Source organism: Mycobacterium aquaticum, from assembly GCF_002086485.1.
Classification (GTDB): Bacteria; Actinomycetota; Actinomycetes; order Mycobacteriales; family Mycobacteriaceae; genus Mycobacterium; species Mycobacterium aquaticum.
Genome location: NZ_MVHF01000003.1, coordinates 13,806 through 36,496, shown reverse-complemented (window position 1 = coordinate 36,496; position 22,691 = coordinate 13,806). Strand labels below are relative to the sequence as shown.

The following is a 22,691-nucleotide window of genomic DNA, read 5'->3' as shown; positions in this document are numbered from 1 at the left end:
GTAGTGACCACCGTCGAAGAGATCTCCGCCCTCACCCGCCCGAACCATCCGGACGACTGGACGGACCTCGATTCGGCCGCCGTCGACACGGTCCGTGTGCTGGCCGCCGACGCGGTGCAGAAAGTCGGCAACGGCCACCCCGGTACCGCCATGAGCCTGGCCCCGCTGGCCTACTCGCTGTTTCAGCGACAGATGCGCCACGACCCCAGCGACACCCACTGGATCGGCCGCGACCGGTTCGTGTTGTCGTGTGGCCACTCCAGCCTCACCCTGTACATCCAGCTGTACCTGGGCGGGTTCGGTCTGGAGCTGGCCGACATCGAGGCGCTGCGCACCTGGGGTTCGCTGACCCCCGGACACCCCGAGTACCGCCACACCAAGGGCGTCGAGATCACCACGGGCCCGCTGGGCCAGGGCCTGGCCTCCGCTGTCGGCATGGCGATGGCCGCCCGCTACGAGCGTGGCCTGTTCGACCCCGACACCGCCCCCGGTGAGAGCCCGTTCGACCACTACATCTACGTGATCGCTTCGGACGGCGACATCGAGGAGGGCGTCACCAGCGAAGCGTCGTCGCTGGCAGGCACCCAGGAGCTCGGCAACCTCATCGTGTTCTGGGACGACAACAAGATCTCCATCGAGCACGACACCCAGATCGCGCTGACCGAGGACACCCCGGCGCGCTACCGCGCCTACGGCTGGCATGTCCAGGAAGTCGAAGGCGGCGAGAACGTCGCGGGCATCGAGGCCGCCATCGCGGAAGCCAAGAAGGTGACCGACAAGCCGTCGTTCATCGCGGTGCGCACCATCATCGGCTACCCCGCCCCCACCAAGATGAACACCGGTGGTGTGCACGGCGCGGCGCTGGGCGCCGACGAGGTCGCAGCCACCAAGAAGGTGCTCGGCTTCGACCCGGACAAGAGCTTCGAGGTGCGCGACGACGTCATCGCCCACACGCGTGAGCTCGTCGCGCGCGGCAAGAAGGCCCACGAGGACTGGCAGATCTCGCTCGACGCCTGGGCGAAGCGGGAACCGGAGCGCAAGGCGCTGCTGGACCGCCTGCTGGCCCACGAACTGCCTGAGGGCTGGGACGCCGACCTGCCGCACTGGGAGACCGATTCCAAGCCGGTGGCCACCCGCGCCGCCTCCGGTGCGGTGCTCGCCGCCATCGGGCCCAAGCTGCCCGAACTCTGGGGCGGTTCGGCCGACCTGGCCGGCAGCAACAACACCACCATCAAGGGCGCCAATTCCTTTGGCCCGCCGTCACAGTCGACTCACGACTGGACGATGAGCTGGTACGGGCGCACCCTGCACTTCGGCATCCGCGAGCACGCCATGGGCGCCATCCTGTCCGGCATCGTGCTGCACGGCCCGACCCGCGCGTACGGCGGCACGTTCCTGCAGTTCTCGGACTACATGCGGCCCGCGGTGCGGTTGGCCTCCCTGATGGACATCGACCCGATCTACGTGTGGACGCACGATTCGATCGGTCTCGGTGAGGACGGTCCGACCCATCAGCCGATCGAGCACCTGGCAGCCCTGCGGTCCATCCCGAACCTGTCCGTGGTCCGCCCGGGTGACCCGAACGAGACCGCGTACGCGTGGAAGACCGTGCTGGAGCGCACGGCCAACAGCGGCCCTGTCGGATTGATCCTGACCCGCCAGGGTGTCCCGGTGCTGGAGGGAACCAGTGCCGAAGGCGTCGCCCGCGGTGGCTACGTGCTCGGTGGCGGCAAGCCCGCCGACGACGCCGACGTCGTCATCATCGCGACCGGCTCGGAGCTGCAACTGGCGGTCGCGGCGCAGAAGACGCTGGCCGAGAAGGACATCGTCGCCTACGTGGTGTCGATGCCGTGTGTGGAGTGGTTCGAGAAGCAACCGCAGGACTACCAGGACTCGGTGCTGCCGCCGAGTGTTTCGGCACGCGTCGCGGTCGAGGCGGGTGTCGCCCAGCCGTGGCACAAGCTGGTCGGCGACACCGGGCAGATCGTGTCCATCGAGCACTACGGCGCATCGGCCGACGACAAGACCCTGTTCCGCGAGTTCGGTTTCACGCCAGAGGCTGTCGTCGCCGCGGCGGAACGATCCCTGAACAACTAGCAGAGGAAGCGAATCATGACTCAGAACCCGAATCTCGCGGCGCTGAGTGCCGCGGGCGTATCCGTGTGGCTCGACGACCTGTCGCGTGAGCGGCTGCAATCAGGCAACCTCACGGACCTGATCAACACCCGCAGCGTCGTCGGCGTCACCACGAACCCGTCGATCTTCCAGGCCGCTCTGTCCAAGGGCACGGCCTACGACGCGCAGGTCAAGGAGCTCGCCGAGCGCGGCGCCGACGTCGATGCCACCATCCGTACCGTCACCACCGACGACGTCCGCAACGCGTGCGACGTGCTGGCCAAGACCTACGAGGCCACCGACGGCATCGACGGCCGGGTGTCCATCGAGGTCGACCCGCGACTGGCGCACGACACCGACAAAACGATCCTGCAGGCCATCGAGCTGTGGAAGATCGTCGACCGGCCCAACGTGCTGATCAAGATCCCCGCGACGCTGGCCGGCCTGCCCGCCATCACCGCCGTGATCGCCGAGGGCATCTCGGTGAACGTCACGCTGATCTTTTCGGTGGAGCGTCACCGGGCCGTCATGGACGCCTACCTTCAGGGTCTGGAGAAGGCCCGTGAAGCCGGCCACGACCTGTCGAAGATCCATTCCGTCGCATCGTTTTTCGTGTCCCGGGTGGACACCGAGATCGACGCCCGGCTGGAGAAGCTCGGGTCCGCCGACGCGCTGGCGCTGCGCGGTCAGGCCGGGGTCGCCAACGCCCGGCTCGCCTACGCCGCCTACGAAGAGGTGTTCGGCGGCGACCGCTTTGCCGCCCTCAAGGCTGACGGTGCGCGCGTGCAGCGGCCGCTGTGGGCCTCGACCGGCGTGAAGAACCCGGACTACTCCGACACGCTCTACGTCACCGAGTTGGTGGCCCCGAACACCGTGAACACCATGCCGGAGAAGACCATCGAGGCCGTCGCCGACCACGGTGTCGTCACCGGCGACACCATCTCCGGCACGGCCGCGGCCTCGCAGGAGACCTTCGACAAGCTCGCCGCGATCGGCATCGATCTGCCCGACGTGTTCAAGCTTCTCGAGGACGAGGGCGTGGACAAGTTCGAGAAGTCGTGGCAAGAACTGCTCGACGCAACCCAGGGCCAGCTCGACGCCGCAAAGAAATGACCGAAACCAACAGGCGTCCGGCAGACTGGGTCAACCCGCTGCGGGACAAACGTGACAAGCGCATGCCCAGGATCGCCGGGCCGTGTGCAGTGGTGATCTTCGGCGTCACCGGCGACCTGGCCCGCAAGAAGCTGATGCCGGCGATCTATGACCTGGCCAACCGCGGTCTGCTGCCGCCGAACTTCGCCCTGGTGGGCTTCGCCCGCCGCGACTGGGCGGACGAGGACTTCAGCAAGATCGTCTACGACGCGGTCCGGCAGCACGCCCGCACTCCGTTCCACCAGGAGGTCTGGGACCGGCTGGCGGAGGGTTTCCGGTTCGTCCAGGGCACGTTCGACGACGACGCGTCCTTCGATCGGCTGAAGGAGACCCTGAACAAGCTCGACGAGGAGCGCGGCACCAGCGGCAATCACGCGTTCTACCTGTCCATCCCGCCGAAGGCGTTCCCGCAGGTGTGCGAGCAGCTCTCCCGCAGCGGCCTGGCCGAGAAGCCGGACTGCAGCTGGAGCCGGGTGGTCATCGAGAAGCCGTTCGGCCATGACCTCAAGAGCGCCGAGGAACTCAACAGCGTCGTCAACAGCGTCTTCCCGGAGTCGTCGGTGTTCCGCATCGACCACTACCTGGGCAAGGAGACGGTGCAGAACATCCTGGCGCTGCGCTTCGCCAACGAGCTGTTCGAACCGGTGTGGAACTCGCACTATGTGGACAGCGTGCAGATCACCATGGCCGAGGACATCGGCCTCGGTGGGCGCGGCGGCTACTACGACGGTGTGGGCGCGGCCCGCGACGTGATCCAGAACCATCTGCTGCAGCTGCTCGCGTTGACCGCGCTGGAGGAGCCGGTGAGCTTCTCCCCCGCCGAACTGCAGGCCGAGAAGATCAAGGTGCTCTCGGCGACCAAGCTGGTCGAGCCGCTCGACGAGACCACCTCGCGCGGTCAGTACGTCGGCGGTTGGCAGGGCGGCGAGAAGGTCGTCGGCCTGCTCGACGAAGAGGGCTTCTCGCAGACCTCGACGACCGAGACGTTCGCGGCCATCACCCTGGAGGTGGACACCCGCCGCTGGGCCGGCGTGCCGTTCTATCTCCGCACCGGAAAACGGTTGGGCCGCAGGGTCACCGAGATCGCGCTGGTGTTCAAGCGGGCGCCGCACCTCCCGTTCGATGCCAGCATGACCGATGAGCTCGGCCAGAACGCACTGGTGATCCGGGTGCAGCCCGACGAGGGCATCACGCTGCGGTTCGGATCCAAGGTTCCGGGCCACATCATGGAAGTGCGCGATGTCAGCATGGACTTCTCCTACGGTTCGGCATTCGCCGAGGAATCGCCGGAGGCCTACGAGCGGCTGATCCTCGACGTGCTGCTCGGTGAGCCATCGCTGTTCCCGGTCAATGCCGAGGTCGAATTGTCGTGGAAGATCCTCGATCCGGCGCTGGAGTACTGGGCCACGCACGGTAAGCCCGACCCGTACGAAGCCGGGACGTGGGGCCCGGACTCCGCGTTCGAGATGTTGCGCCGGTCCGGCCGGGAATGGAGGCGACCCTAGTGATGACCGCTCGCGCTGCGACGAGCCCTCGGGCGAGGAGCCGTCGATGAAGAACCGAGGACTGCGATGATTCTCGATCTGCCCGACACCAACACCGGTGCCATCAACAAGAAGATCGTCGCGCTGCGTGAAGAGGGCGGGGCCATCACGCTCGGCCGCGTGCTGACGCTCGTCGTCGCACCGAACAACGAATCGCTGCTCGAAGAATCCATCGAGGCGGCCAATGCCGCCAGCCGCGAGCATCCCTGCCGCGTCATCGTGGTCATCCCGGGTGACCGGTTCGCCACCGAGGCTCGGCTGGATGCCCAGCTGCGGGTGGGCCGCGACGCGGGCGCCAACGAGGTGGTGGTGTTGCGACTCTCCGGGCCGTTGGCCAACCATGCCAGCAGTGTGGTGACCCCGTTCCTGCTGCCCGACACTCCGGTGGTGACGTGGTGGCCAGATCTGGCTCCGAAGGTTCCGTCACAGGATCCGTTGGGCAAGTTGGCAATCCGCCGGATCACCGACGCCACCAACGGCGAGAATCCGCTGGCGTGCATCAAGAGCCGGCTGGCAGGCTACAGCACTGGTGACACCGACCTGGCCTGGAGCCGGGTGACGTACTGGCGGGCACTGTTGACCGCGGCAGTGGATCAGGGACCCTACGAGCCGATCACGTCGGCGCTGGTGTCCGGGCTGAAAGACGAACCGGCACTTGACATCATGGCGGGCTGGCTGGCCAGCCGCATCGACGGTCCGGTGACGCGGGCCGTCGGCGAGCTGAAGGTGGAGCTCAACCGGGCCAGTGAGACCATCACGCTGGCCCGGCCGCAGGCGGGCGTCACCGCGACACTGTCCCGCACCGGTCGGCCCGATGCTCAGATTCCGTTGGCTCGCAGGGAGACTCGTGATTGCCTTGCCGAGGACATGCGCCGCCTCGACGACGACGAGATCTACTTCGAAGCGCTCCAGGGAATCGAGAAGGTGACATATGCCTGAGCGCGTGATCGAAACCTACGTCGACGCAGAGCAATTGGCGGCTGCCGCGGGAGCCCGACTGGTCGGGGCGATCACATCGGCCATCGCAGCCCGCGACGAGGCGTCCATCGTGCTGACCGGCGGCACCGTCGGGATCGCGATGCTGCGCCACGTCGCCGGGGCGGAGATCGACTGGTCCAAGGTGCAGCTGTTCTGGGGCGACGACCGCTTCGTACCGGCCGGCGACGCCGACCGCAATGACCAGCAGGCGCACGACGCCCTGCTGGAGTCGGTCAACATACCCCCGGCCAATGTGCACCGGATGGCCACCAGTGACGGCGAATTCGGCGACGCGATCGACGATGCCGCCGCGGCATACGCCGAGGTGCTGCCCGCGGAGTTCGACGTGCATCTGCTCGGGATGGGCGGCGATGGACACATCAACTCGTTGTTCCCCGACACCGCTGCGGTGAAGGAGACCGAGCGGTTGGTGGTCGCGGTGACCGACTCCCCCAAGCCGCCGCCCCGACGTATCACGCTGACCTTGCCCGCGATACACCGCGCCCGCGAGGTCTGGCTTGTGGTGGCCGGCGCCGAGAAGGCCGAAGCGGTGGCCGCCGCAGTGGGCGGGGCCGCACCGGTCGACGTGCCTGCGGCCGGTGCGATCGGCCGTGAGCGCACGGTGTGGCTGCTCGACGAGCAGGCCGCGTCCAAGCTGCCGAGTCTGTGACACGGATCTCCCGCGGAGGACTTGCCCGGTATACCTGGTGATAACTTAGGCTTGCCTCACCTAATACGTGAGGCGGTTATGAGGACGATCCAGATAGCGGTTATCGGTGCAGGTCCCGCGGGAATCTATGCCGCGGACATCCTGACCAAGGAGTACGGGCACGCGCGCGTCGACGTATTCGACCGTCTCCCAGCACCTTACGGCCTGGTCCGGTACGGCGTCGCGCCCGATCACCCACGGATCAAGGAGATCATCAAGGCGCTGCGAAGGGTGCTCTCGCGCGACGAGATCAGGTTCATCGGCAATGTGCACTACGGCACCGACCTCACGCTGACGGATCTGCGCCGGCACTACGACGCGGTGATCTTCTCCACCGGTGCGCGCGCCGACCGTGCCCTCGACATCCCCGGTATCGAGCTTCCGGGCAGCTACGGCGCGGCCGACTTCGTGTCCTGGTACGACGGACATCCCGACGTGCCGCGCAGCTGGCCGCTCACCGCGAAGAACGTCGCGGTCCTCGGCGCGGGCAACGTCGCGCTTGACGTCGCCCGCATGCTCGCGAAGCCCGCCGACGAACAACTCACGACCGAGATCGCCGGCAACGTATACCAGGGCCTTGCCGCCAACGCCGCGACCGATGTGCATGTGTTCGCCCGGCGCGGGCCCGCGCAGATCAAGTTCAGCCCCATGGAATTTCGCGAACTGTCGCACTCGCCCAACGTCGATGTCGTCGTGCATCCCGAGGGTTTCGAGATCGACGAGGCCAGCCAACGGGCCATCAACACCAGCAAGTCGACCAAGCTCGTCGTCGACACCATGATGAAGTACCTGGAGCGGGAACCGACCGGCGCGCCGCACCGCATTCACCTGCACCTGTGCCAGGCGCCGGTCGCAGTGCTGGGCGAAGACCGGGTGGAAGGACTGCGCACCGAACGTACCGAGCTGATCGGCGACGGAACCGTGCGCGGCACAGGTGAATTCACCGACTGGCCCGTCGAGGCCGTGTATCGCGCGGTGGGTTACCTGTCGTCGCACCTGGCGGATCTGCCGTTCGACCACCATGGCGGGGTGATCCCGCACGACGCAGGCCGGGTGCTCGACATCGACGGCGGCCTCATCGACGCGACCTACGTCACGGGCTGGATCAAGCGCGGTCCGATCGGGCTCATCGGGCACACCAAGTCCGACGCCGCCGAGACCGTCAACAGCCTGCTGCGCGATCTACCCGGACTGCGTGTTCCGGACGTCACCGACCCCGACGCGATCCTCGAGCATCTCGCGGCCAAGGAGGTCGACTACACCACCTGGGCGGAGTGGGAACGCCTTGACGCACACGAGATCAGCCTCGGCGAGGTCCAGGGCCGCGAGCGCGTCAAGGTGGTTGCGCGCGAAGAGATGATCCGCGCCGGACGCGACGCGCTGGTCCGCGACTAGCCGCGACGCACGTCATCGGCGTCGGACGGTCGGCCCCGCCCTGCGTCGGCCAGCGCTTCCCGGTACCCCGCCAGGTAGTCGGACGGCGCCCGGTCGGGGCGCTCACATCTCAGTTGCCAGCGGTACGAACAGTATTTCGTCACACCGGTTCAGACGCACCGGTGCCGGGCTCGGTTCCATCACCGGCCATACTGACTGTCATGGCAGACAGAGGCGACAGCCGGGGCCGCCCCGCGCCGCGCCGGCGGATCAAGACACTCACCCAGGCGGCGCTGAACGCCGACGCCACGGTCGAGCAGATCGATGCCCTGTTGACCGACCTCGACACCACGGTGACCAGCCTCAACAGCTCGATCGGCGACTTGGATGTCACCCTCGAGCGGTTCAACCGGACGATTACCAGCATCGACGAACTGGCCCCGCGGCTGATCGCCATGGTCGAGCGGCTCGAAGGCATCGTGAACCGCGTCGAAGCCATCGTGGACATCGGCGAGGCTGTCGCGTCGCCGATGGCCACAGCCGAGAATGCGGTGCGGCGCGTGGTCGATGTGGTGCGCCGTACGGCGGGGATCTAGCCGCTGTTGCGGCAGCAACGATCTAACCGCTGTTGCGGAGCGCGGTGGCCAGACCGCTCATGGTGAGCAGGATGCCGCGCTGCACCAACTCGTCGGTGTCCCCGGAACGGTAGCGCCGCAACAGTTCCACCTGCAGATGGTTGAGTGGCTCGAGGTACGGGAACCGGTTGAACACCGAGCGGGCCAGCGCCGGGTTGTCGGCCAGCAGATCGTCCTGGCCGGTGATCAGCCCGTGCATGCGAATGGTGCGCTCGTGTTCGGCGACGATCTTGTCGAACACCCGGGCCCGCAGATCCTCGTCGTCGACCAGTTCTGAATACCGCGCTGCCAGGCCCATATCGGACTTGGCGAGCACCTGGGCCATGTTGGACAGCACGGTCGCGAAGAACGGCCAGCGCTGGTACAGATCTTGCAGCACCTCCAGTCGCCCGTCTCCTTCGGCGATCCATTCCTCGAACGCCGTCCCGGTGCCGTACCAGCCCGGCAACATGACGCGCGACTGGCTCCAGGCCAGCACCCAGGGGATGGCACGCAGATCGGCGATCGAGGTGGTCGGCTTGCGAGAGGTCGGCCTGCTGCCGATGTTGAGCGCGCCGATCTCACTGACCGGTGTGGACGCCTTGAAGTAGTCGACGAAACCCGGTGTGTCGTGCACCAATTCGGCGTAGGCCCGCTGAGCCCGGGCCGCGAGGTCGTCGAGCACCGCGTAGGCCGGCCCCGCCTCGTCGCCGAGTCCTTCGACGTCGAGCAGGGTCGATTCCAGGGTCGCCGCCAGCAGCGTCTCCAGGTTGCGGTGTGCGATCCGGGGTTCGGCATACTTGGCCGCGATCACCTCGCCCTGTTCGGTGATCCGCAGTGATCCCTTCACCGCGCCGGGAGGCTGCGCGAGGATGGCGTCGTAGCTGGGACCGCCGCCGCGGCCGACGGTGCCACCGCGACCGTGGAAGAGCCGCAACCGGATTCCGGTCTTACGCGCCGACTCCACGAGGTCGAGCTCGGCGCGGTACAGCGCCCAGTTGGCGGCCAGGTAGCCACCGTCCTTGTTGGAGTCCGAGTAGCCGAGCATCACTTCCTGCTGCTGCTCGCGCGCAGTGACGATCTCCCGGTACACCGGCAGGTCCAGCGCATCCTCCAGGATGGTCGAACCGCGCTGCAGGTCGTCGATGGTCTCGAACAGCGGCACGATCCCGACCGGACAGTACCCGGCTGAAACATCCAGCAGCCCAGCCTCTTTCAGGAGCACCGCGGCCTCCAGCAGGTCGGAGACCGACTGGCACATCGAGATGATGTAGTTGGGCACCGCCTCCGGGCCGAGCACTTTGACCGCCCTGGCCGCCGCGGCGACGATCCCGAGCTCCTTGCGGGCCAGTTCGGAGAGCTGCGCGCCCTCACCGATCAAGGGTCGGCGGGTGGCCACCTCGGCGGCGAGCAGTTGGACCCGCTCGGCCTCTGGCAGCGACGCGTAGTCGGGATGTACGCCTGCCCAGGCCAGTAGCTCGGCGATCACCTGCTCGTGTGTCTCCGAGTTCTGCCGCATGTCCAAGCCGCACAGATGAAAACCGAAGACCCGCACGGCCTCTCGCAGCCGGGCCAGGCGATCATCGGCCAGCACGGCGCTCCCGTGCCCGCGCAGTGAAGCGTCGACGATGTCGAGGTCGGCGAGCAGCTCCGCGGGTGTGCGGTACGCGGTCAGCCCCAGGTCGAGCACCTGTTCGGGCTGCTCGTCGAGGATCTCGGCGGCGGTGGCTGTCAGGCGCGCGTGGATCACGCGTAGCGCGCGCCGGTAGGGCTCGTCGACGCGGGCCGGCTCGGCGCACGCGTCGGCGAGCGCGGTGAGCGCCGGGCTGACCCGGACCAGGCGCACCGACAGCGACAGCTCTTCCTCCAGAGCGGTGATCTCGGTGAAGTAGTGCGCGAGCGCCGTGTACGCGGCCCGGCCGGTGGCCAGCCGCACGATCTCCGGTGTGACGTTGGGGTTGCCGTCGCGGTCACCGCCGATCCACGAGCCCGGCCGCAGGATCGGGACCTCCAGCAGCCCGGCATCGGGCCAGCGGTTCTGCAGCTCGCTGCGCACCTGAGCGTTGACCTGCGGTATGACCTCGAAGAAGGCCGCCGGGTAGTACCGCAGACCGGTTTCGATCTCGTCGGAGATCTTCAGCCGGGACAGCCGCACCAACGCCGTCTGCCACAGCGTCAGGATGTGCCGTCGCAGCTCGACCTCGATATCGCGGTCGTCGGCGGTACGGGTCTGGCCGTGCAGCCGCATGCGCATCAACTCGGTGATGCGGTGCTGGGTGTCGAACACGGTCCGGCGCCGAGTTTCGGTGGGATGTGCGGTGATGACGGGCGAGACCAGCGCTCCGGTCAGCGCGTCGGCCACGGCGGCGGCATCGAGAGCGGCCGAGTCCAACTTGCGGTAGGTGGCCGCCAGGCTGCTGTCCTGCGGGGGTTCGCCTGCCGCCACGTGCACAGCGCGGCGACGTTCCCGGTGGATGTCCTCGGCCACGTTGGCCAGCAGCGCGAAGTGCGTGAACGCCCGGATGACCGGAATGGCCTGGTGGACATCGATACCGCCGAACAGTCCGGCCAGCTCCGCTCGGTCGATCTCGGAGCGCCGGACGCGGAACGATTCCACCCGGGCACGTTCGATGAGGTCGAACACCTCCTCGCCGTTCTGTTCGCGCACGGTGTCGCCGAGGATCGTGCCCAGCAGCCTGATGTCCTCGCGCATGGGCTCGGTGGCTTCGCGACCCACCTGGGTGCGGTACACCGAACCGATGGGCAACAAGGTGGTGTCGGAAGCCTCTGGCATGTGTCCCAGTATCGGGGGTCGGCGCGCCGCGCGCACAACGGGTAGGTACCCGCCTACGGTGTGGGTGCCGTGGGCGCCACGATCGGTGTGGACGTCGGGACTGCCGTCGACGGCGCGCCGCCCGCCGCGCCGATCGGGGTCGGACTTGTCGATGTGCTGGGCGAATCACCCTGGCCTGCAGGAGATCTCGTATGCGGCGCGGGCTGGCCGGTCGGCCGTACGATCGGGGTCGCGGCGGCCTGGCCGGTGCCCTTGCCTGCGGTGTCCGAGTCGGAGCTGAAATCGGGCGGCCAGTCCACCGATGTCGGTGGCCAGCTTTCGGTCTTCCCGGATCCGTCGCCCGGTGCCGCGCAGCCGGCTGCCGCACCGAAATCTCCTGCGCCCGTGCAGTTGTCGGCTTCAGCGACAGGAATGTTGATGACCGTCGCGGCCACCCACGGCACGAGTGCCGCCATCCGGAGCCATCGCACCGTCATAGCGAAAGGATGTCCCCGTAGGCGTTGACGCTGTCGTCGGATTTGTCGGTGTCGATCATCGCGGTGGCGAAGAACCGGATGGACACCGGACCACCGCACGCATCGACTTTGACGTGCGCATCGTGCACGACGATCTCCCCGGTACGGCCCTTGAGTTCCTTCTTGCCGAGCCCGACGTTGGTAATGGTGCCGGGCAACAGGTTCACCGACACGTTGCCACCGAGATCCGCACACGGGCCGATGTCGTTCAGCACGTTGCCGTTGATGCCGGGGTTGATCCCGATGTCGGCGTCACCGCCGATGCTGGCGCCCTCGCTGAGGTCGATCTGGCAGCCCAATTGAAGCCCGAGTACCAGGGTTCCGGAGTTGACGGCAACGCCGCCGTTGCCGTCGATGGTGGCCGCGGCCTTGCCCGTGACGAAACCCTCGCGGGTGAACGCGGTCGCGGCCATGTTCGGCACCGAGTTGATCGTCATCCGGGTCAGCGATGCGCTCAGATGCCACCCGTCGTCGGTGTCAGCCGACTGGGTGACGTCGGCCACCGGAAGCGGATCCGCACCGGCCACCCCACCGGCCAGGCAGAGCAGGGCCACCATGCCCACGCCGACGCCGAGAAGTCTGATCACGCACACCCCGCCTAAGCCCCAAAAAGGTCTGGTCGGTGACTGATTCAGGCACCGACGGCGATCCTAGGAGGCTGTGCTGAGTGCTTCCTGGCACCCGAATGCGGATGACCGGTGGACTGGCGCGGCGAGGTGGTGACGAGCTGAGGTGTGCGCGCGAAGCGTCAGGCGTACTTGATCTGCAGGGCGACACCGATGATCGACACCAGCCAGATGCCGGTGACGAACAGCGTGAGCCGGTCGAGGTTCTTCTCGACCACCGTGGAGCCGGACAGGCTGGACTGGACGCCGCCGCCGAACAGGGTGGACAGACCGCCACCCTTGGCACGGTGCAGCAGGACCAGCAGCACGACCAGCACACTGGTCACGACCAGGATGATCTGCAGCGCCAATTGCATGGCCGCCAGAATACCTGGTCAGGCTGCCGGTCCCGGCCCCGGGGTTACGGCAGGGGTCCACCAGCGGCGATGGCCGACAAGGTGGCGAACTGCTCGCCATCCAGCGACGCACCACCGACGAGGGCCCCGTCGATGTCGGGCTGCGCAACGATCTCACCGGCGTTCTTGGCGTTCACCGAGCCGCCGTAGAGCACCCGAATACCTGCGGCGAGCTCGGGCGACGACAGGTTGCCGAGTTCGTCACGGATGGCCTTGCAGACCTCCTGCGCGTCGGCTGCGCTGGCCACCCGGCCCGTACCGATGGCCCACACCGGCTCGTAGGCGATGACGACCTGCCCGATCTGCTCCTTCGACAGCCCGGCAAGCGAGCCGCGCAGCGAGTTGATGTTGAACTCGACGTGGTCGCCTGCCTCGCGCACCTCGAGCTGCTCACCGATGCAGACGATCGGGGTTACGCCGTGCTTGAACGCCGCGGCGGCCTTGGCGGCCACCAGCGCATCGTCCTCGTGGTGGTACGTGCGTCGCTCGGAGTGCCCCACCACGACGTAGCTGCAGCCCAGCTTGGCCAGGAACGCGCCGCTGATGTCGCCGGTGTAGGCACCGGAGTCGTGCTGCGACAGATCCTGGGCGCCGTACGTCAGCCGCAGCTTGTCACCGTCGACGAGCGTCTGCACACTGCGAATATCGGTGAACGGCGGGATGACGGTCACGTCGACCTTGTCAAAGTACTTGTCCGGCAAGGCGAATGCGATCTTCTGCACCAGAGCGATGGCCTCGAAGTGATTGAGGTTCATCTTCCAGTTGCCGGCGATGAGCGGCTTGCGAGCCACGGGTCTCCTCGTTGATCTTTCAGTGGGACGAACTACTGCAAAATGTCGATACCCGGCAGGGCTTTGCCCTCCAGATACTCCAGCGACGCGCCGCCGCCGGTGGAGATGTGCGAGAACCCGTCCTCGGGCAGACCGAGCTGACGCACGGCCGCGGCCGAGTCGCCGCCGCCGACGACGCTGAAGGCACCCTTTGCGGTGGCACCGATGATGGCCTCGGCCACTCCCTTGGTGCCTGCCGCGAATGCCGGGAACTCGAACACACCCATCGGGCCGTTCCAGAACACCGTCTTGGCGTTCGACAGCAGCGCGGTGAACCGCTTCACCGACTCCGGACCGATGTCGAGGCCCATCTTGCCGTCCGGGATACGGTCCGACGCGACCGTCTCAGGCTCGGCGTCTGCCGCGAACTTGTCGGCGACGACGATGTCGACCGGCAGGTGGATGACGTCGGCGTAGGTTTCCAGCAAGCGCTTGCAGGTGTCGATCATCTCTTCCTGGCACAGCGATGTTCCGACCGAAACGCCTTGTGCGGCAAGGAAGGTGAAGCACATGCCGCCACCGATGATCAGGCTGTCGGCTTTGGTGGCGAGGTTCTCGATGACCGCGAGCTTGTCGGACACCTTGGAGCCGCCGAGCACCACGGCGTACGGGCGTTCGGTCGAGCTGGTCAGCTGCTCGAGCACCTTGACCTCGGCGTCCACGAGTGTGCCCGCGTAATGCGGCAACAGCGTCGCGATGTCGTACACCGACGCCTGCTTGCGGTGCACCACACCGAAGCCGTCGGACACGAAGGCACCCGGTGACCCGTCGGCGCCCTCAACGAGGGCGGCGAGTTCCTTGGCCAGCGCCAGCCGCTCGGTGTCGTCCTTGCTGGTCTCACGCGGATCGAAGCGGATGTTCTCCAGCAGCAGGACGTCGCCGTCGGTGAGGCCCTCGGCCCGGGCCAGTGCGTCCGTCCCGACCACGTCACCGGCCAGCTGCACGTGCCTGCCCAGCTTCTCCCCCAGCGCCACAGCCACCGGGGCCAGCGAGAACTTGGGGTCCGGGCCGCCCTTGGGGCGCCCGAGGTGGGCGGTGACGACCACCTTGGCGCCGGCCTCGGCCAACGCCTGCAGCGTCGGGACAGAGGCGATGATGCGGCCCGGATCGGTGATGTTGCCCTGGTCGTCGAGCGGGACATTCAGGTCCGAGCGGACCAGAACTCCGCGCCCTTCCACACCCTCGGCCAACAGATCTTTGAGTGTCTTGACGCCCATCTTGCTCAGAGCGACTTGCCGACCAGCGCGACCAGATCGGCGAGGCGGTTGGAGTAGCCCCACTCGTTGTCGTACCAGGAGACGACCTTGGCCTGGTTGTCGATGACCTTGGTCAGACCCGAGTCGAACAGCGAGCTGTGCGGGTCGGTGACGATGTCGCTCGACACGATCGGCGCGTCGTAGTACTTCAGGATGCCCTTGAGCGGGCCCTCGGCAGCGGCCTTCATCGCGGCGTTGATCTCGGCGACGGTGGCGGACTTGGCCAGATCGGCCGTCAGATCGGTCACCGAACCCGTGGGAACCGGCACACGCATGGCGTAGCCGTCCAGCTTGCCCTTGAGCTCGGGCAGCACCAGGCCGATGGCCTTGGCGGCACCGGTGGAGGTCGGCACGATGTTCAGCGCGGCGGCACGGGCGCGGCGCAGGTCCTTGTGCGGGCCGTCCTGCAGGTTCTGGTCCTGGGTGTAGGCGTGGATGGTGGTCATCAGACCGCGGACGATGCCGAACTCGTCGTTGAGGACCTTGGCCAGCGGGCCGAGGCAGTTGGTGGTGCACGACGCGTTGGAGATGATGTTCTGGCTGCCGTCGTACTTGTCGTCGTTGACGCCCATCACGATGGTGATGTCCTCGTCGGTGGCCGGCGCCGAGATGACGACCTTCTTGGCCCCCGCGTCGAGGTGGCCCTTGGCCTTGGCGGCGTTGGTGAAGATGCCGGTGGACTCGACGACGACGTCGACGCCGAGGTCGCCCCACGGCAGGGCCGCCGGGCCTTCCTTGACCTCCAGCGACTTGATCTTCGTGTCGCCGATGACGATGGTGTCGTCGCCCTCAAGGCTGACGTCCTGCGCCAGCCGGCCCAGGATCGAGTCGAACTTCAGCAAATGAGCCAGGGTGGCGTTGTCGGTGAGGTCGTTGACCGCCACGATCTCGATGTCGGTGTTCTGACCCTCGGCCTGCTGCGCCGCAACGGCCCGGTAAAAGTTGCGGCCAATGCGGCCGAAGCCGTTGACGCCTACCCGGATGGTCACGTGATTTCTCCCTTGTCGCCAGTGGACTGCTCGCGCAACAGCCTAGTGGTGCCGGTCTCAGTGTGCGCGAGCTGGTCAGTGCAGTGCGCGCGGACTTCCCCGAGGATGCCGTCACGCGCCGCCGAGCGGACTGGTTGACAATCTGGGCATGGCACTGACCGCTGCGGGGATCATCGTCATCACGTTGGTCGTGATGACAACCGGCCGAACACCCGCGGTATTGGCCCTTATCTGCGCGCTGGTGGCGGCCGGACTGCTGGGTATCGCCACACCCAACGAATTGTTTGCCGGCCTCAGCAACGGCGGGGTCGTCACGATCGCGGCGATGCTGGTCATCGCCAAGGGCGTGTTGCACACCGGGGTGGTGTCACGTGTGACGTTCCGGTTGCTGTCCGGTGTCAGCACGGCAGGCCAGGCGCTGCGCAGGTTGATCCCTCCGGTCGGTTTCGTCTCGGCGCTGATCAACACCACACCGATCGTCGCGATGCTCATCCCGGCCGCCAAGGAACTGCAACAACAGTCCGGGGTGCCTGCGCGCGGCGTCCTGCTGCCGATCGCGCACGCCACCACCCTGGCCGGTTCGGCGACCCTGATCGGCACCAGCTCGAACCTCCTGATCGCCGCGCTGGCCGCGCCGTCGGGCGTGACGCTGTCGATGTTCTCGTTCGTCCCCGTCGCCGTGCCGGTCGCGATCATCGGCTGGCTCGTCCTGCTCGTCACCGCCCCGGTGATGCTGCGCGGACGCGCCGACGAGGCCGAACGGGAGCTGTCCTGGCGTGCGGAGATCCCGGTCTCGGGCAACGCCAATGCCATCGGCCGCACCGCCGCGGAATTGGGCGTGCACACCACACTGGAATACCAGCTGTTGGAGATCCGCCGGTGGGGCAAGGCCGTGACGTCCGATTCGGTCCTGGCCGCCGACGACGTGCTGGTCTACAAGTGCACCGAGGACGGAGTCCGAATGCTTTGGGGCAGTCCACGATTCGGGTTGTCGCCGCAGCGCCTGTACCTCGTCGCGGTGGCGAACAACGAGCAGGCCACGGTGCGCGATCTGGAAGAGGACGAGGACATCGTGGTGGTCGCGGCGCAGACCGACAAGCTGCTGCGCGAGGCTCACGCCGAACCCGGGGAACTGTGCCTGGTGACCGCCAGTTCGGCCGAGGCGCTCGCCGAGCAGCCGCTCGTCGGGCTGTGGCAGCAGGCCACCGGCACGGCACCGCAAACCGGGAAGACCTGGATCGCGCTGGCCATCCTGACCGCGGTCATCGTCGCCGGGTCGCTCGGTCTGGCCGCCGTCGAACTCGTCGCCGTCACCGGGGCGGTGCTGATGGTGCTGACCGGGGTGCTCACGCCCCGCTCCGCGGCCCGGGCGCTGAACTGGAACATCCTGGCCATCATCGCCGGATCGATCGGCCTGGGCACGATCGTGGTGAACAGCGGCCTTGGCGGCTACATCTCCGACGCGATCCTGCGGTTGTCGGGCAGCAGCGTCCCGCTGGTCGTGCTCGTGGTGGTGGTCGGCACCACGCTGCTGACCAACGTCGTCACCAACGCCGCCGCCGCGGCGATCCTGACCCCGGTCGTGCTGACCATCGCCACCTCCACCGGACTGAATCCGGTACTGCTGCTGATCCTGGTCGGAACCTGCATCTCGTTCACGTTCCTCAACCCGTTCAGCCACCAGTCCAACCTGATGGTCATGCGCCCCGGCGGATACAGCTCGGCGACCTTCGTGCGTTTCGGCCTGCCGCTGACCGCGGTGTCGGTGCTCACGGCGTTCGGCGTCGGCTGGGCGCTGCTGTCGGTGTAGCCGTACCGCTCAGGCGTCGTCGAGCAGATCCGGGGTGACCGCCGACTCGGTGTCGGGAATCCCGTCCTGCTTGGCCTTGCGGTCGGCCATCGACAGCAAACGCCGAATCCGGCCCGCCACAGCATCTTTGGTCATCGGCGGGTCGGCCAGCCGACCCAGCTCCTCCAGGGAGGCCTGGCGGTGCTCGACCCGCAGCTTGCCCGCGGCTGCCAGGTGGTCGGGCACACCGTCGCCGAGGATGTACAGCGCACGTTCGACGCGTGCGGCGGCGGCCACCGCGGCGCGTGCCGACCGGCGCAGGTTCGCGTCGTCGAAGTTGGCCAGCCGGTTGGCCGTGGCCCGGACCTCCCGGCGCATGCGGCGTTCCTCCCAGGTCAGCCGAGTGTCCTGGGCGCCCATCCGGGTCAGCAGGGCGCCGATGGCCTCGCCGTCGCGGACCACCACGCGGTCACTGCCGCGCACCTCGCGCGCCTTTGCGTTGACCCCGAGTCGCCGCGCCGCGCCCACCAGGGCCAGGGCCGCCTCGGGCCCGGGGCAGCTGACCTCGAGCGCCGACGACCGGCCGGGCTCGGTCAGCGAACCGTGCGCCAGAAACGCACCTCGCCAGGCGGCTTCGGCGTCGCCGACGCTGCCGCCCACCACCTGGGCAGGCAGCCCGCGCACGGGCCTGCCCCGCAGATCGAGCAGTCCGGTCTGCCGAGCCAGCGCCTCGCCATCGGTGGCGACCCGCACCACGTAGCGGGTGTTCTTGCGGATGCCGCTCGCCGACAGCACGTGCACCACTGCGTTGTAGCCGTAGAGGTCGTGGATGTCCTTGCGGAGCCGGCGCGCGATGATGCCGAGATCCACCTCGGCTTCCACGACGACGCGCCCCGCGACGATGTGCAACCCACCGGCGAACCTCAACAGCGACGCGACCTCGGCGCGACGAGCACTCACCGAATTGACCACCAGCCGGCTCAGCTCGTCCTTGACCTCGGCTGTCATCGCCACGGATCGTCCCCTCTCGATCTGTTTGGTGCCGGTTCCTGCCGCACGACATCAACCGACCTGGCGGTCGGCGTAGGAACCGTGGGTTCCTGCACGATGCCGCCGTCGGGTGTCTGGGCGCGCAGGCCGACTCCTTCCAGGGCCGCGGCCAACCTCGCCGGGTCATGTAAAGGTGTACCAGGTCGGCACACGTCAGCAAACTCAACGCGGGCGTTGAGGATCTTGGCCGTGCGGCTGAGCTGCTCACGTTCGCGCTGGCTCGGCACGCTACCGGCGTCCACGATGATGTCATGCACCGTGAACTCCGGCGCATGCTGGGCCAGCACATGGATGTGCCGTTCCACCGAGAAGCCTGCCGTCTCGCCGGGCTCGGCCACCAGATTCAGCACCAACGCGCGTCGGGCCGTCGTCGCCTGCAGAGCGGCCGCCAGCTGGGGCACCAGGACGTGCGGTATGACGCTGGTGAACCACGAGCCCGGGCCGAGCACCACAAGATCGGCGGCCATGATCGCGTCGATGGCCTGCCGCGTGGCCGGTGGGTCGCCCGGCAGCAACCGCACGCGTCGCACCTGACCGACGGTCGTCGCGATGGCCACCTGCCCGCGGATCACCCGGCTCATCCGGGGGTCGGATTCCAACCCGGCCACGTCGGCCTCGATCTGCAGCGCGATGGGGCACATCGGCAGCACCCTGCCCTTGACCCCGAGGATGCGCCCGAGCTCGTCGAGTGCGGCCACCGGATCGGCCAGGACCTCGTTGAGCCCGGCCAGTATCAGGTTCCCGATGGGATGGCCGGCGAGGGCGCCGCTGCCACCGAACCGGTGCTGGATGATGGTTGCCCACAGGCGGCCGTGCGGACTGTCGGATGCCAACGCCGCCAACGCCATTCGAAGGTCGCCGGGAGGGACGACGTCCAGCTCCGAGCGCAGCCGGCCCGACGAGCCGCCGTCGTCGGCCACCGTGACCACCGCGGTCACGTGTGGCGTGAGCCGCCGTGCCGCCGACAACGTCGCGTACAGGCCGTGTCCACCGCCCAGGGCGACGATGCGGGGGGCGCTCATTCGCGACCCAGATCCCGGTGCAACACCCGCACCGTGAGTTTGTCGCCGCCCGCCAACCGCTGCGCCAGGGCTTCGGCAATCGCGACACTGCGATGTTTGCCGCCGGTGCACCCGATGGCCACGGTCATATAGCGCTTCCCCTCCCTGCGGTATCCCTCGATCACGACGTCCAACAGCCGATGGTAGGTCTCCAGGAACTCGTGGGCTCCGGGCTGACCGAGGACGTAGTCCCGCACCGCCGCGTGCTGGCCGGTGTGCGGGCGCAACTCGTCCACCCAGTGTGGATTGGGCAGGAACCGCACATCCATCACCGTGTCGGCGTCCATCGGCAGCCCGTACTTGTAGCCGAACGACTCTACTGTCACGTTGGTGTCCGACACCGCCTCGCTGCCGAAGGCGCGCTCGATGCTGGCCCGCAGCGCGGGTACCGGCAGAGCCGAGGTGTCGATCACGAGGTCGGCCACCGCGCGGACCGGGGCAAGCATCGCGCGCTCCGCGGCGATGCCCTCGGCCAGGGTCTGATTGCCCTGCAGCGGGTGGCTGCGCCGGTTCTGCTCGTAGCGGCGGACCAGGATGGCGTCGGACGCCTCCAGGAACAGCACCCGCGGCGTGATGTTCCGCGTGGCAAGTTCGTTGCGCACCGAATCCAGGTCCCCTGTGAAGCCGCGGGAGCGGGCATCCATCACCACCGCAAGCTGGGTGATCCTCGACCCCGCGGCCAGACCGAACTCGACCATCCGGGCGATCAGCTCGGGCGGCAGATTGTCGGCGACATACCAGCCGAGGTCCTCGAGCACCTTGGCCGCGGTGCCGCGTCCCGCGCCGGACAAGCCGGTGACCAGGACCACGTCGATGCCGGAATCGGCGTCCGCCCCGGTGCTGTCGAGAGGGTCCCGATGTGGCTGTTCTGTCACGCCCGATCCGCCTGCCGCTCACTGGTGTCCACGTCCGCCCCTGTCATCGCATTGCCCCTCGATCGATCATCCTGGATAACGGTTGCAGGTGCGCCGGAATCCGGTGCGCTGAGCGCCTCGCGTACGGCCCGCGCCGTGGCCACACCGATGCCCGGGACCGCGGTGATCTCCTCCACGGTCGCTTCTTTGAGCCGGGCCACGGACCCGAAATGGGTCACCAGTGCCTTGCGCCGATTCTCCCCTAACCCGCGTACTGCATCGAGAGCCGACGCCGTCATCCGTTTGGACCGCTTGCTGCGGTGGTAGCTGATGGCGAAGCGGTGCGCCTCGTCACGCACCCGCTGCAGCAGGTACAGCCCTTCGCTGGTGCGCGGCAGGATCACCGGGTCGGGCTCCGACGGCACCCACACCTCTTCGAGACGCTTGGCCAAACCGATCACCGCCACATCGTGGACGCCGAGCTCCTCCAGGACCGCGGCCGCGGCATTGACCTGAGGCGCGCCGCCGTCGACGACGAACAGGTTGGGCGGATAGGCGAACCGGCGCGGCCGCTGCTCGGCCGTCGCGTCGGGTTTGGTGTCGGCGAGGTGACGCTGGAACCGCCGACGGGTGACCTCGGCGATGGAGGCCACGTCGTCGGAACGTCCCTCCCCCGCGGCCTCGCGGATGGCGTAGTGCCGGTAGTCGCTCTTGCGTGGCAGCCCGTCCTCGAACACCACCAGCGACGCCACCACGTCGGTGCCCTGGACGTGGCTGATGTCGATGCACTCGATGCGTAGCGGCGCGTCGGCCAGCCCGAGTGATTCCTGGATGCTCTGCAGAGCTTCGGATCTGGCGTTGAAATCCCCGGCTCGCTTGAGTTTGTGCTGGGCCAGCGCCTCCTGCGCGTTGCGTTGCACGGTCTCGGCCAGCGCGCGCTTGTCACCGCGCACGGGCACCCGCAGTGCCACCCGTGAGCCGCGTAACCCCGACAGCCAGACGGCCAGCTCGTCGGCGTTGGGCGGCAGCACAGGCACCAGCACCTGGCGCGGCACGGGATTGGTCGCCTCGTCGGCAGCCCCGCCCAGCTCGGCCTGATCACCGTAGAACTGGGTGAGGAACTGCTCGACCAGCTGCTCCTGACCGGACTGCTCCGGGTCGCCCGACTTCTCCACGATCCAGCCGCGCTGGCCGCGCACCCGGCCACCGCGGACATGGAACACCTGGACGGCGGCCTCAAGGTCGTCGTCGGCGAAGGCCACCAGGTCGGCGTCGGTGCCGTCGCCGAACACCACCGCCTGCTTCTCCAGTGCCCGCTTGAGCGCAGAGATGTTGTCGCGCAAGCGTGCTGCCCGCTCGAAATCGAGTTCGTCGGCGGCGGCGAGCATCTGCTGTTCCAGGTCGCGGGCCAGCCGGTCGGTGCGGCCGGACAGGAAGTCGCAGAAGTCCAGCACGATCTGCCGGTGCTGCTCGGCGGTGACCCTGCCGATACACGGGGCCGAGCACTTGTCGATGTACCCGAGCAGGCAGGGACGGCCGATCTGGTTGTGCCGCTTGAAGACTCCGGCCGAGCAGGTGCGGGCCGGGAACACCCGGGTGAGCAGGTCCAGGGTTTCGCGGATGGCCCAGGCGTGCGAGTACGGACCGAAGTAGCGCACGCCCTTCTTGCGTGGGCCGCGGTACACCATCAACCGCGGGTATTCCTCGTTGAGCGTGACCGCCAGCACCGGATACGACTTGTCGTCGCGGTAGCGGATGTTGAAGCGCGGATCGAACTCCTTGATCCAGTTGTACTCGAGCTGCAGCGCCTCGACTTCGGTGTTGACCACCGTCCACTCGACGCTGCCTGCCGTCATCACCATCTGCCTGGTGCGCGGCGCGAGGCCGGCGAGGTCGGCGAAGTACGACGTCAGCCTGCTGCGCAGGCTCTTGGCCTTGCCGACATAGATGACCCGGCCGTGGGGATCGCGAAACCGGTAGACGCCCGGTTCAACTGGGATCGATCCGGGCGCAGGCCGGTATGTCGCTGGATCGGGCACGGATTCA

The 22,691-nt window shown here is 67.8% G+C and carries 19 protein-coding genes; 8 read left to right on the top strand and 11 right to left on the bottom strand.

Annotated elements, in window-relative coordinates; translation table 11 throughout:
- Window positions 1-3: 3 nt before the first annotated feature.
- The 7 genes from tkt (at window position 4) to BST13_RS03870 (ending at window position 8,468) form a co-directional block, all read left to right on the top strand.
- The gene (gene tkt, locus BST13_RS03900; protein ID WP_083160851.1) at window positions 4-2,097 is read left to right on the top strand and encodes a transketolase; all 2,094 of its coding nucleotides are present in this window, start codon (window positions 4-6) and stop codon (window positions 2,095-2,097) included.
- 12 nt (window positions 2,098-2,109) lie between these two features.
- Window positions 2,110-3,228, top strand: a complete 1,119-nt coding sequence (gene tal / locus BST13_RS03895; RefSeq protein ID WP_211296009.1) for a transaldolase — start codon at window positions 2,110-2,112, stop codon at window positions 3,226-3,228.
- Entirely contained in the window at window positions 3,225-4,772 is a 1,548-nt protein-coding gene (gene zwf / locus BST13_RS03890) for a glucose-6-phosphate dehydrogenase (protein ID WP_083160847.1), read from the top strand. The genes tal and zwf overlap by 4 nt, the downstream gene beginning before the upstream one ends.
- Before the next feature lie 66 nt (window positions 4,773-4,838).
- Complete coding sequence (gene opcA / locus BST13_RS03885; protein ID WP_083160845.1) at window positions 4,839-5,750, top strand: glucose-6-phosphate dehydrogenase assembly protein OpcA; 912 nt, start codon at window positions 4,839-4,841, stop codon at window positions 5,748-5,750.
- The gene (pgl, locus tag BST13_RS03880; protein WP_083160843.1) at window positions 5,743-6,459 is read left to right on the top strand and encodes a 6-phosphogluconolactonase; all 717 of its coding nucleotides are present in this window, start codon (window positions 5,743-5,745) and stop codon (window positions 6,457-6,459) included. Before opcA ends, pgl begins: the two co-directional genes overlap by 8 nt.
- Window positions 6,460-6,537: 78 nt before the next feature.
- Window positions 6,538-7,893 carry an FAD-dependent oxidoreductase gene (locus BST13_RS03875; protein ID WP_083160841.1) on the top strand — a complete coding sequence of 452 codons (1,356 nt, stop codon included), beginning with the start codon at window positions 6,538-6,540 and terminating at the stop codon, window positions 7,891-7,893.
- A gap of 200 nt (window positions 7,894-8,093) precedes the next feature.
- Window positions 8,094-8,468, top strand: coding sequence for a hypothetical protein (locus BST13_RS03870; RefSeq protein ID WP_064944203.1), 375 nt, complete (start codon window positions 8,094-8,096; stop codon window positions 8,466-8,468).
- Between the two features lie 22 nt (window positions 8,469-8,490).
- Here the strand turns inward: BST13_RS03870 and ppc are convergent, their stop codons facing one another.
- The 7 genes from ppc to gap all read right to left on the bottom strand — a co-directional run bounded on the left by ppc (window position 8,491) and on the right by gap (window position 15,891).
- A complete protein-coding gene (gene ppc, locus BST13_RS03865) occupies window positions 8,491-11,280 on the bottom strand; it encodes a phosphoenolpyruvate carboxylase (protein WP_083160839.1) in 2,790 nt (929 codons plus the stop codon).
- 53 nt (window positions 11,281-11,333) lie between these two features.
- Window positions 11,334-11,756: a hypothetical protein gene (locus BST13_RS03860; RefSeq protein ID WP_083160837.1), complete on the bottom strand. Its 423-nt coding sequence runs from the start codon at window positions 11,754-11,756 to the stop codon at window positions 11,334-11,336.
- Window positions 11,753-12,352: an MspA family porin gene (locus tag BST13_RS03855; RefSeq protein ID WP_425436981.1), complete on the bottom strand. Its 600-nt coding sequence runs from the start codon at window positions 12,350-12,352 to the stop codon at window positions 11,753-11,755. The genes BST13_RS03860 and BST13_RS03855 overlap by 4 nt, the downstream gene beginning before the upstream one ends.
- Window positions 12,353-12,543: 191 nt before the next feature.
- Window positions 12,544-12,777: a preprotein translocase subunit SecG gene (secG, locus tag BST13_RS03850; protein ID WP_083160835.1), complete on the bottom strand. Its 234-nt coding sequence runs from the start codon at window positions 12,775-12,777 to the stop codon at window positions 12,544-12,546.
- Between the two features lie 44 nt (window positions 12,778-12,821).
- The gene (tpiA, locus tag BST13_RS03845; protein ID WP_083160833.1) at window positions 12,822-13,607 is read right to left on the bottom strand and encodes a triose-phosphate isomerase; all 786 of its coding nucleotides are present in this window, start codon (window positions 13,605-13,607) and stop codon (window positions 12,822-12,824) included.
- 32 nt (window positions 13,608-13,639) lie between these two features.
- Entirely contained in the window at window positions 13,640-14,863 is a 1,224-nt protein-coding gene (locus BST13_RS03840; RefSeq protein ID WP_083160831.1) for a phosphoglycerate kinase, read from the bottom strand.
- Window positions 14,864-14,868: 5 nt separating this feature from the next.
- Entirely contained in the window at window positions 14,869-15,891 is a 1,023-nt protein-coding gene (gap, locus tag BST13_RS03835) for a type I glyceraldehyde-3-phosphate dehydrogenase (protein ID WP_083160829.1), read from the bottom strand.
- 148 nt (window positions 15,892-16,039) lie between these two features.
- Here gap and BST13_RS03830 point away from each other — a divergent pair, with 148 nt between their 5' ends.
- Entirely contained in the window at window positions 16,040-17,701 is a 1,662-nt protein-coding gene (locus BST13_RS03830; RefSeq protein WP_083160827.1) for an SLC13 family permease, read from the top strand.
- Window positions 17,702-17,710: 9 nt separating this feature from the next.
- Here the strand turns inward: BST13_RS03830 and whiA are convergent, their stop codons facing one another.
- From whiA to uvrC, 4 genes are read right to left on the bottom strand one after another with little or no spacing between them, the layout of a single operon-like run.
- Window positions 17,711-18,688: a DNA-binding protein WhiA gene (whiA, locus tag BST13_RS03825; RefSeq protein ID WP_082944719.1), complete on the bottom strand. Its 978-nt coding sequence runs from the start codon at window positions 18,686-18,688 to the stop codon at window positions 17,711-17,713.
- Complete coding sequence (locus tag BST13_RS03820) at window positions 18,685-19,752, bottom strand: gluconeogenesis factor YvcK family protein (protein ID WP_083160825.1); 1,068 nt, start codon at window positions 19,750-19,752, stop codon at window positions 18,685-18,687. Before BST13_RS03820 ends, whiA begins: the two co-directional genes overlap by 4 nt.
- Window positions 19,749-20,666, bottom strand: coding sequence for an RNase adapter RapZ (gene rapZ, locus BST13_RS03815; protein WP_083160823.1), 918 nt, complete (start codon window positions 20,664-20,666; stop codon window positions 19,749-19,751). The genes BST13_RS03820 and rapZ overlap by 4 nt, the downstream gene beginning before the upstream one ends.
- Entirely contained in the window at window positions 20,663-22,684 is a 2,022-nt protein-coding gene (gene uvrC / locus BST13_RS03810; RefSeq protein ID WP_083160820.1) for an excinuclease ABC subunit UvrC, read from the bottom strand. Before uvrC ends, rapZ begins: the two co-directional genes overlap by 4 nt.
- Window positions 22,685-22,691: the final 7 nt, after the last annotated feature.

Bases quoted from the DNA above. Each gene is read 5' to 3' on its own strand.
- BST13_RS03820 (WP_083160825.1), bottom strand. From the start codon at position 19,752: ATGAGCGCCCCCCGCATCGTCGCCCTGGGCGGTGGACACGGCCTGTAC.
- BST13_RS03860 (WP_083160837.1), bottom strand. From the start codon at position 11,756: ATGACGGTGCGATGGCTCCGGATGGCGGCACTCGTGCCGTGGGTGGCC.
- pgl (WP_083160843.1), top strand. From the start codon at position 5,743: ATGCCTGAGCGCGTGATCGAAACCTACGTCGACGCAGAGCAATTGGCG.
- opcA (WP_083160845.1), top strand. From the start codon at position 4,839: ATGATTCTCGATCTGCCCGACACCAACACCGGTGCCATCAACAAGAAG.
- whiA (WP_082944719.1), bottom strand. From the start codon at position 18,688: ATGACAGCCGAGGTCAAGGACGAGCTGAGCCGGCTGGTGGTCAATTCG.
- secG (WP_083160835.1), bottom strand. From the start codon at position 12,777: ATGCAATTGGCGCTGCAGATCATCCTGGTCGTGACCAGTGTGCTGGTC.
- BST13_RS03840 (WP_083160831.1), bottom strand. From the start codon at position 14,863: ATGGGCGTCAAGACACTCAAAGATCTGTTGGCCGAGGGTGTGGAAGGG.
- BST13_RS03875 (WP_083160841.1), top strand. From the start codon at position 6,538: ATGAGGACGATCCAGATAGCGGTTATCGGTGCAGGTCCCGCGGGAATC.
- zwf (WP_083160847.1), top strand. From the start codon at position 3,225: ATGACCGAAACCAACAGGCGTCCGGCAGACTGGGTCAACCCGCTGCGG.
- ppc (WP_083160839.1), bottom strand. From the start codon at position 11,280: ATGCCAGAGGCTTCCGACACCACCTTGTTGCCCATCGGTTCGGTGTAC.
- BST13_RS03855 (WP_425436981.1), bottom strand. From the start codon at position 12,352: ATGGTGGCCCTGCTCTGCCTGGCCGGTGGGGTGGCCGGTGCGGATCCG.
- BST13_RS03830 (WP_083160827.1), top strand. From the start codon at position 16,040: ATGGCACTGACCGCTGCGGGGATCATCGTCATCACGTTGGTCGTGATG.
- BST13_RS03870 (WP_064944203.1), top strand. From the start codon at position 8,094: ATGGCAGACAGAGGCGACAGCCGGGGCCGCCCCGCGCCGCGCCGGCGG.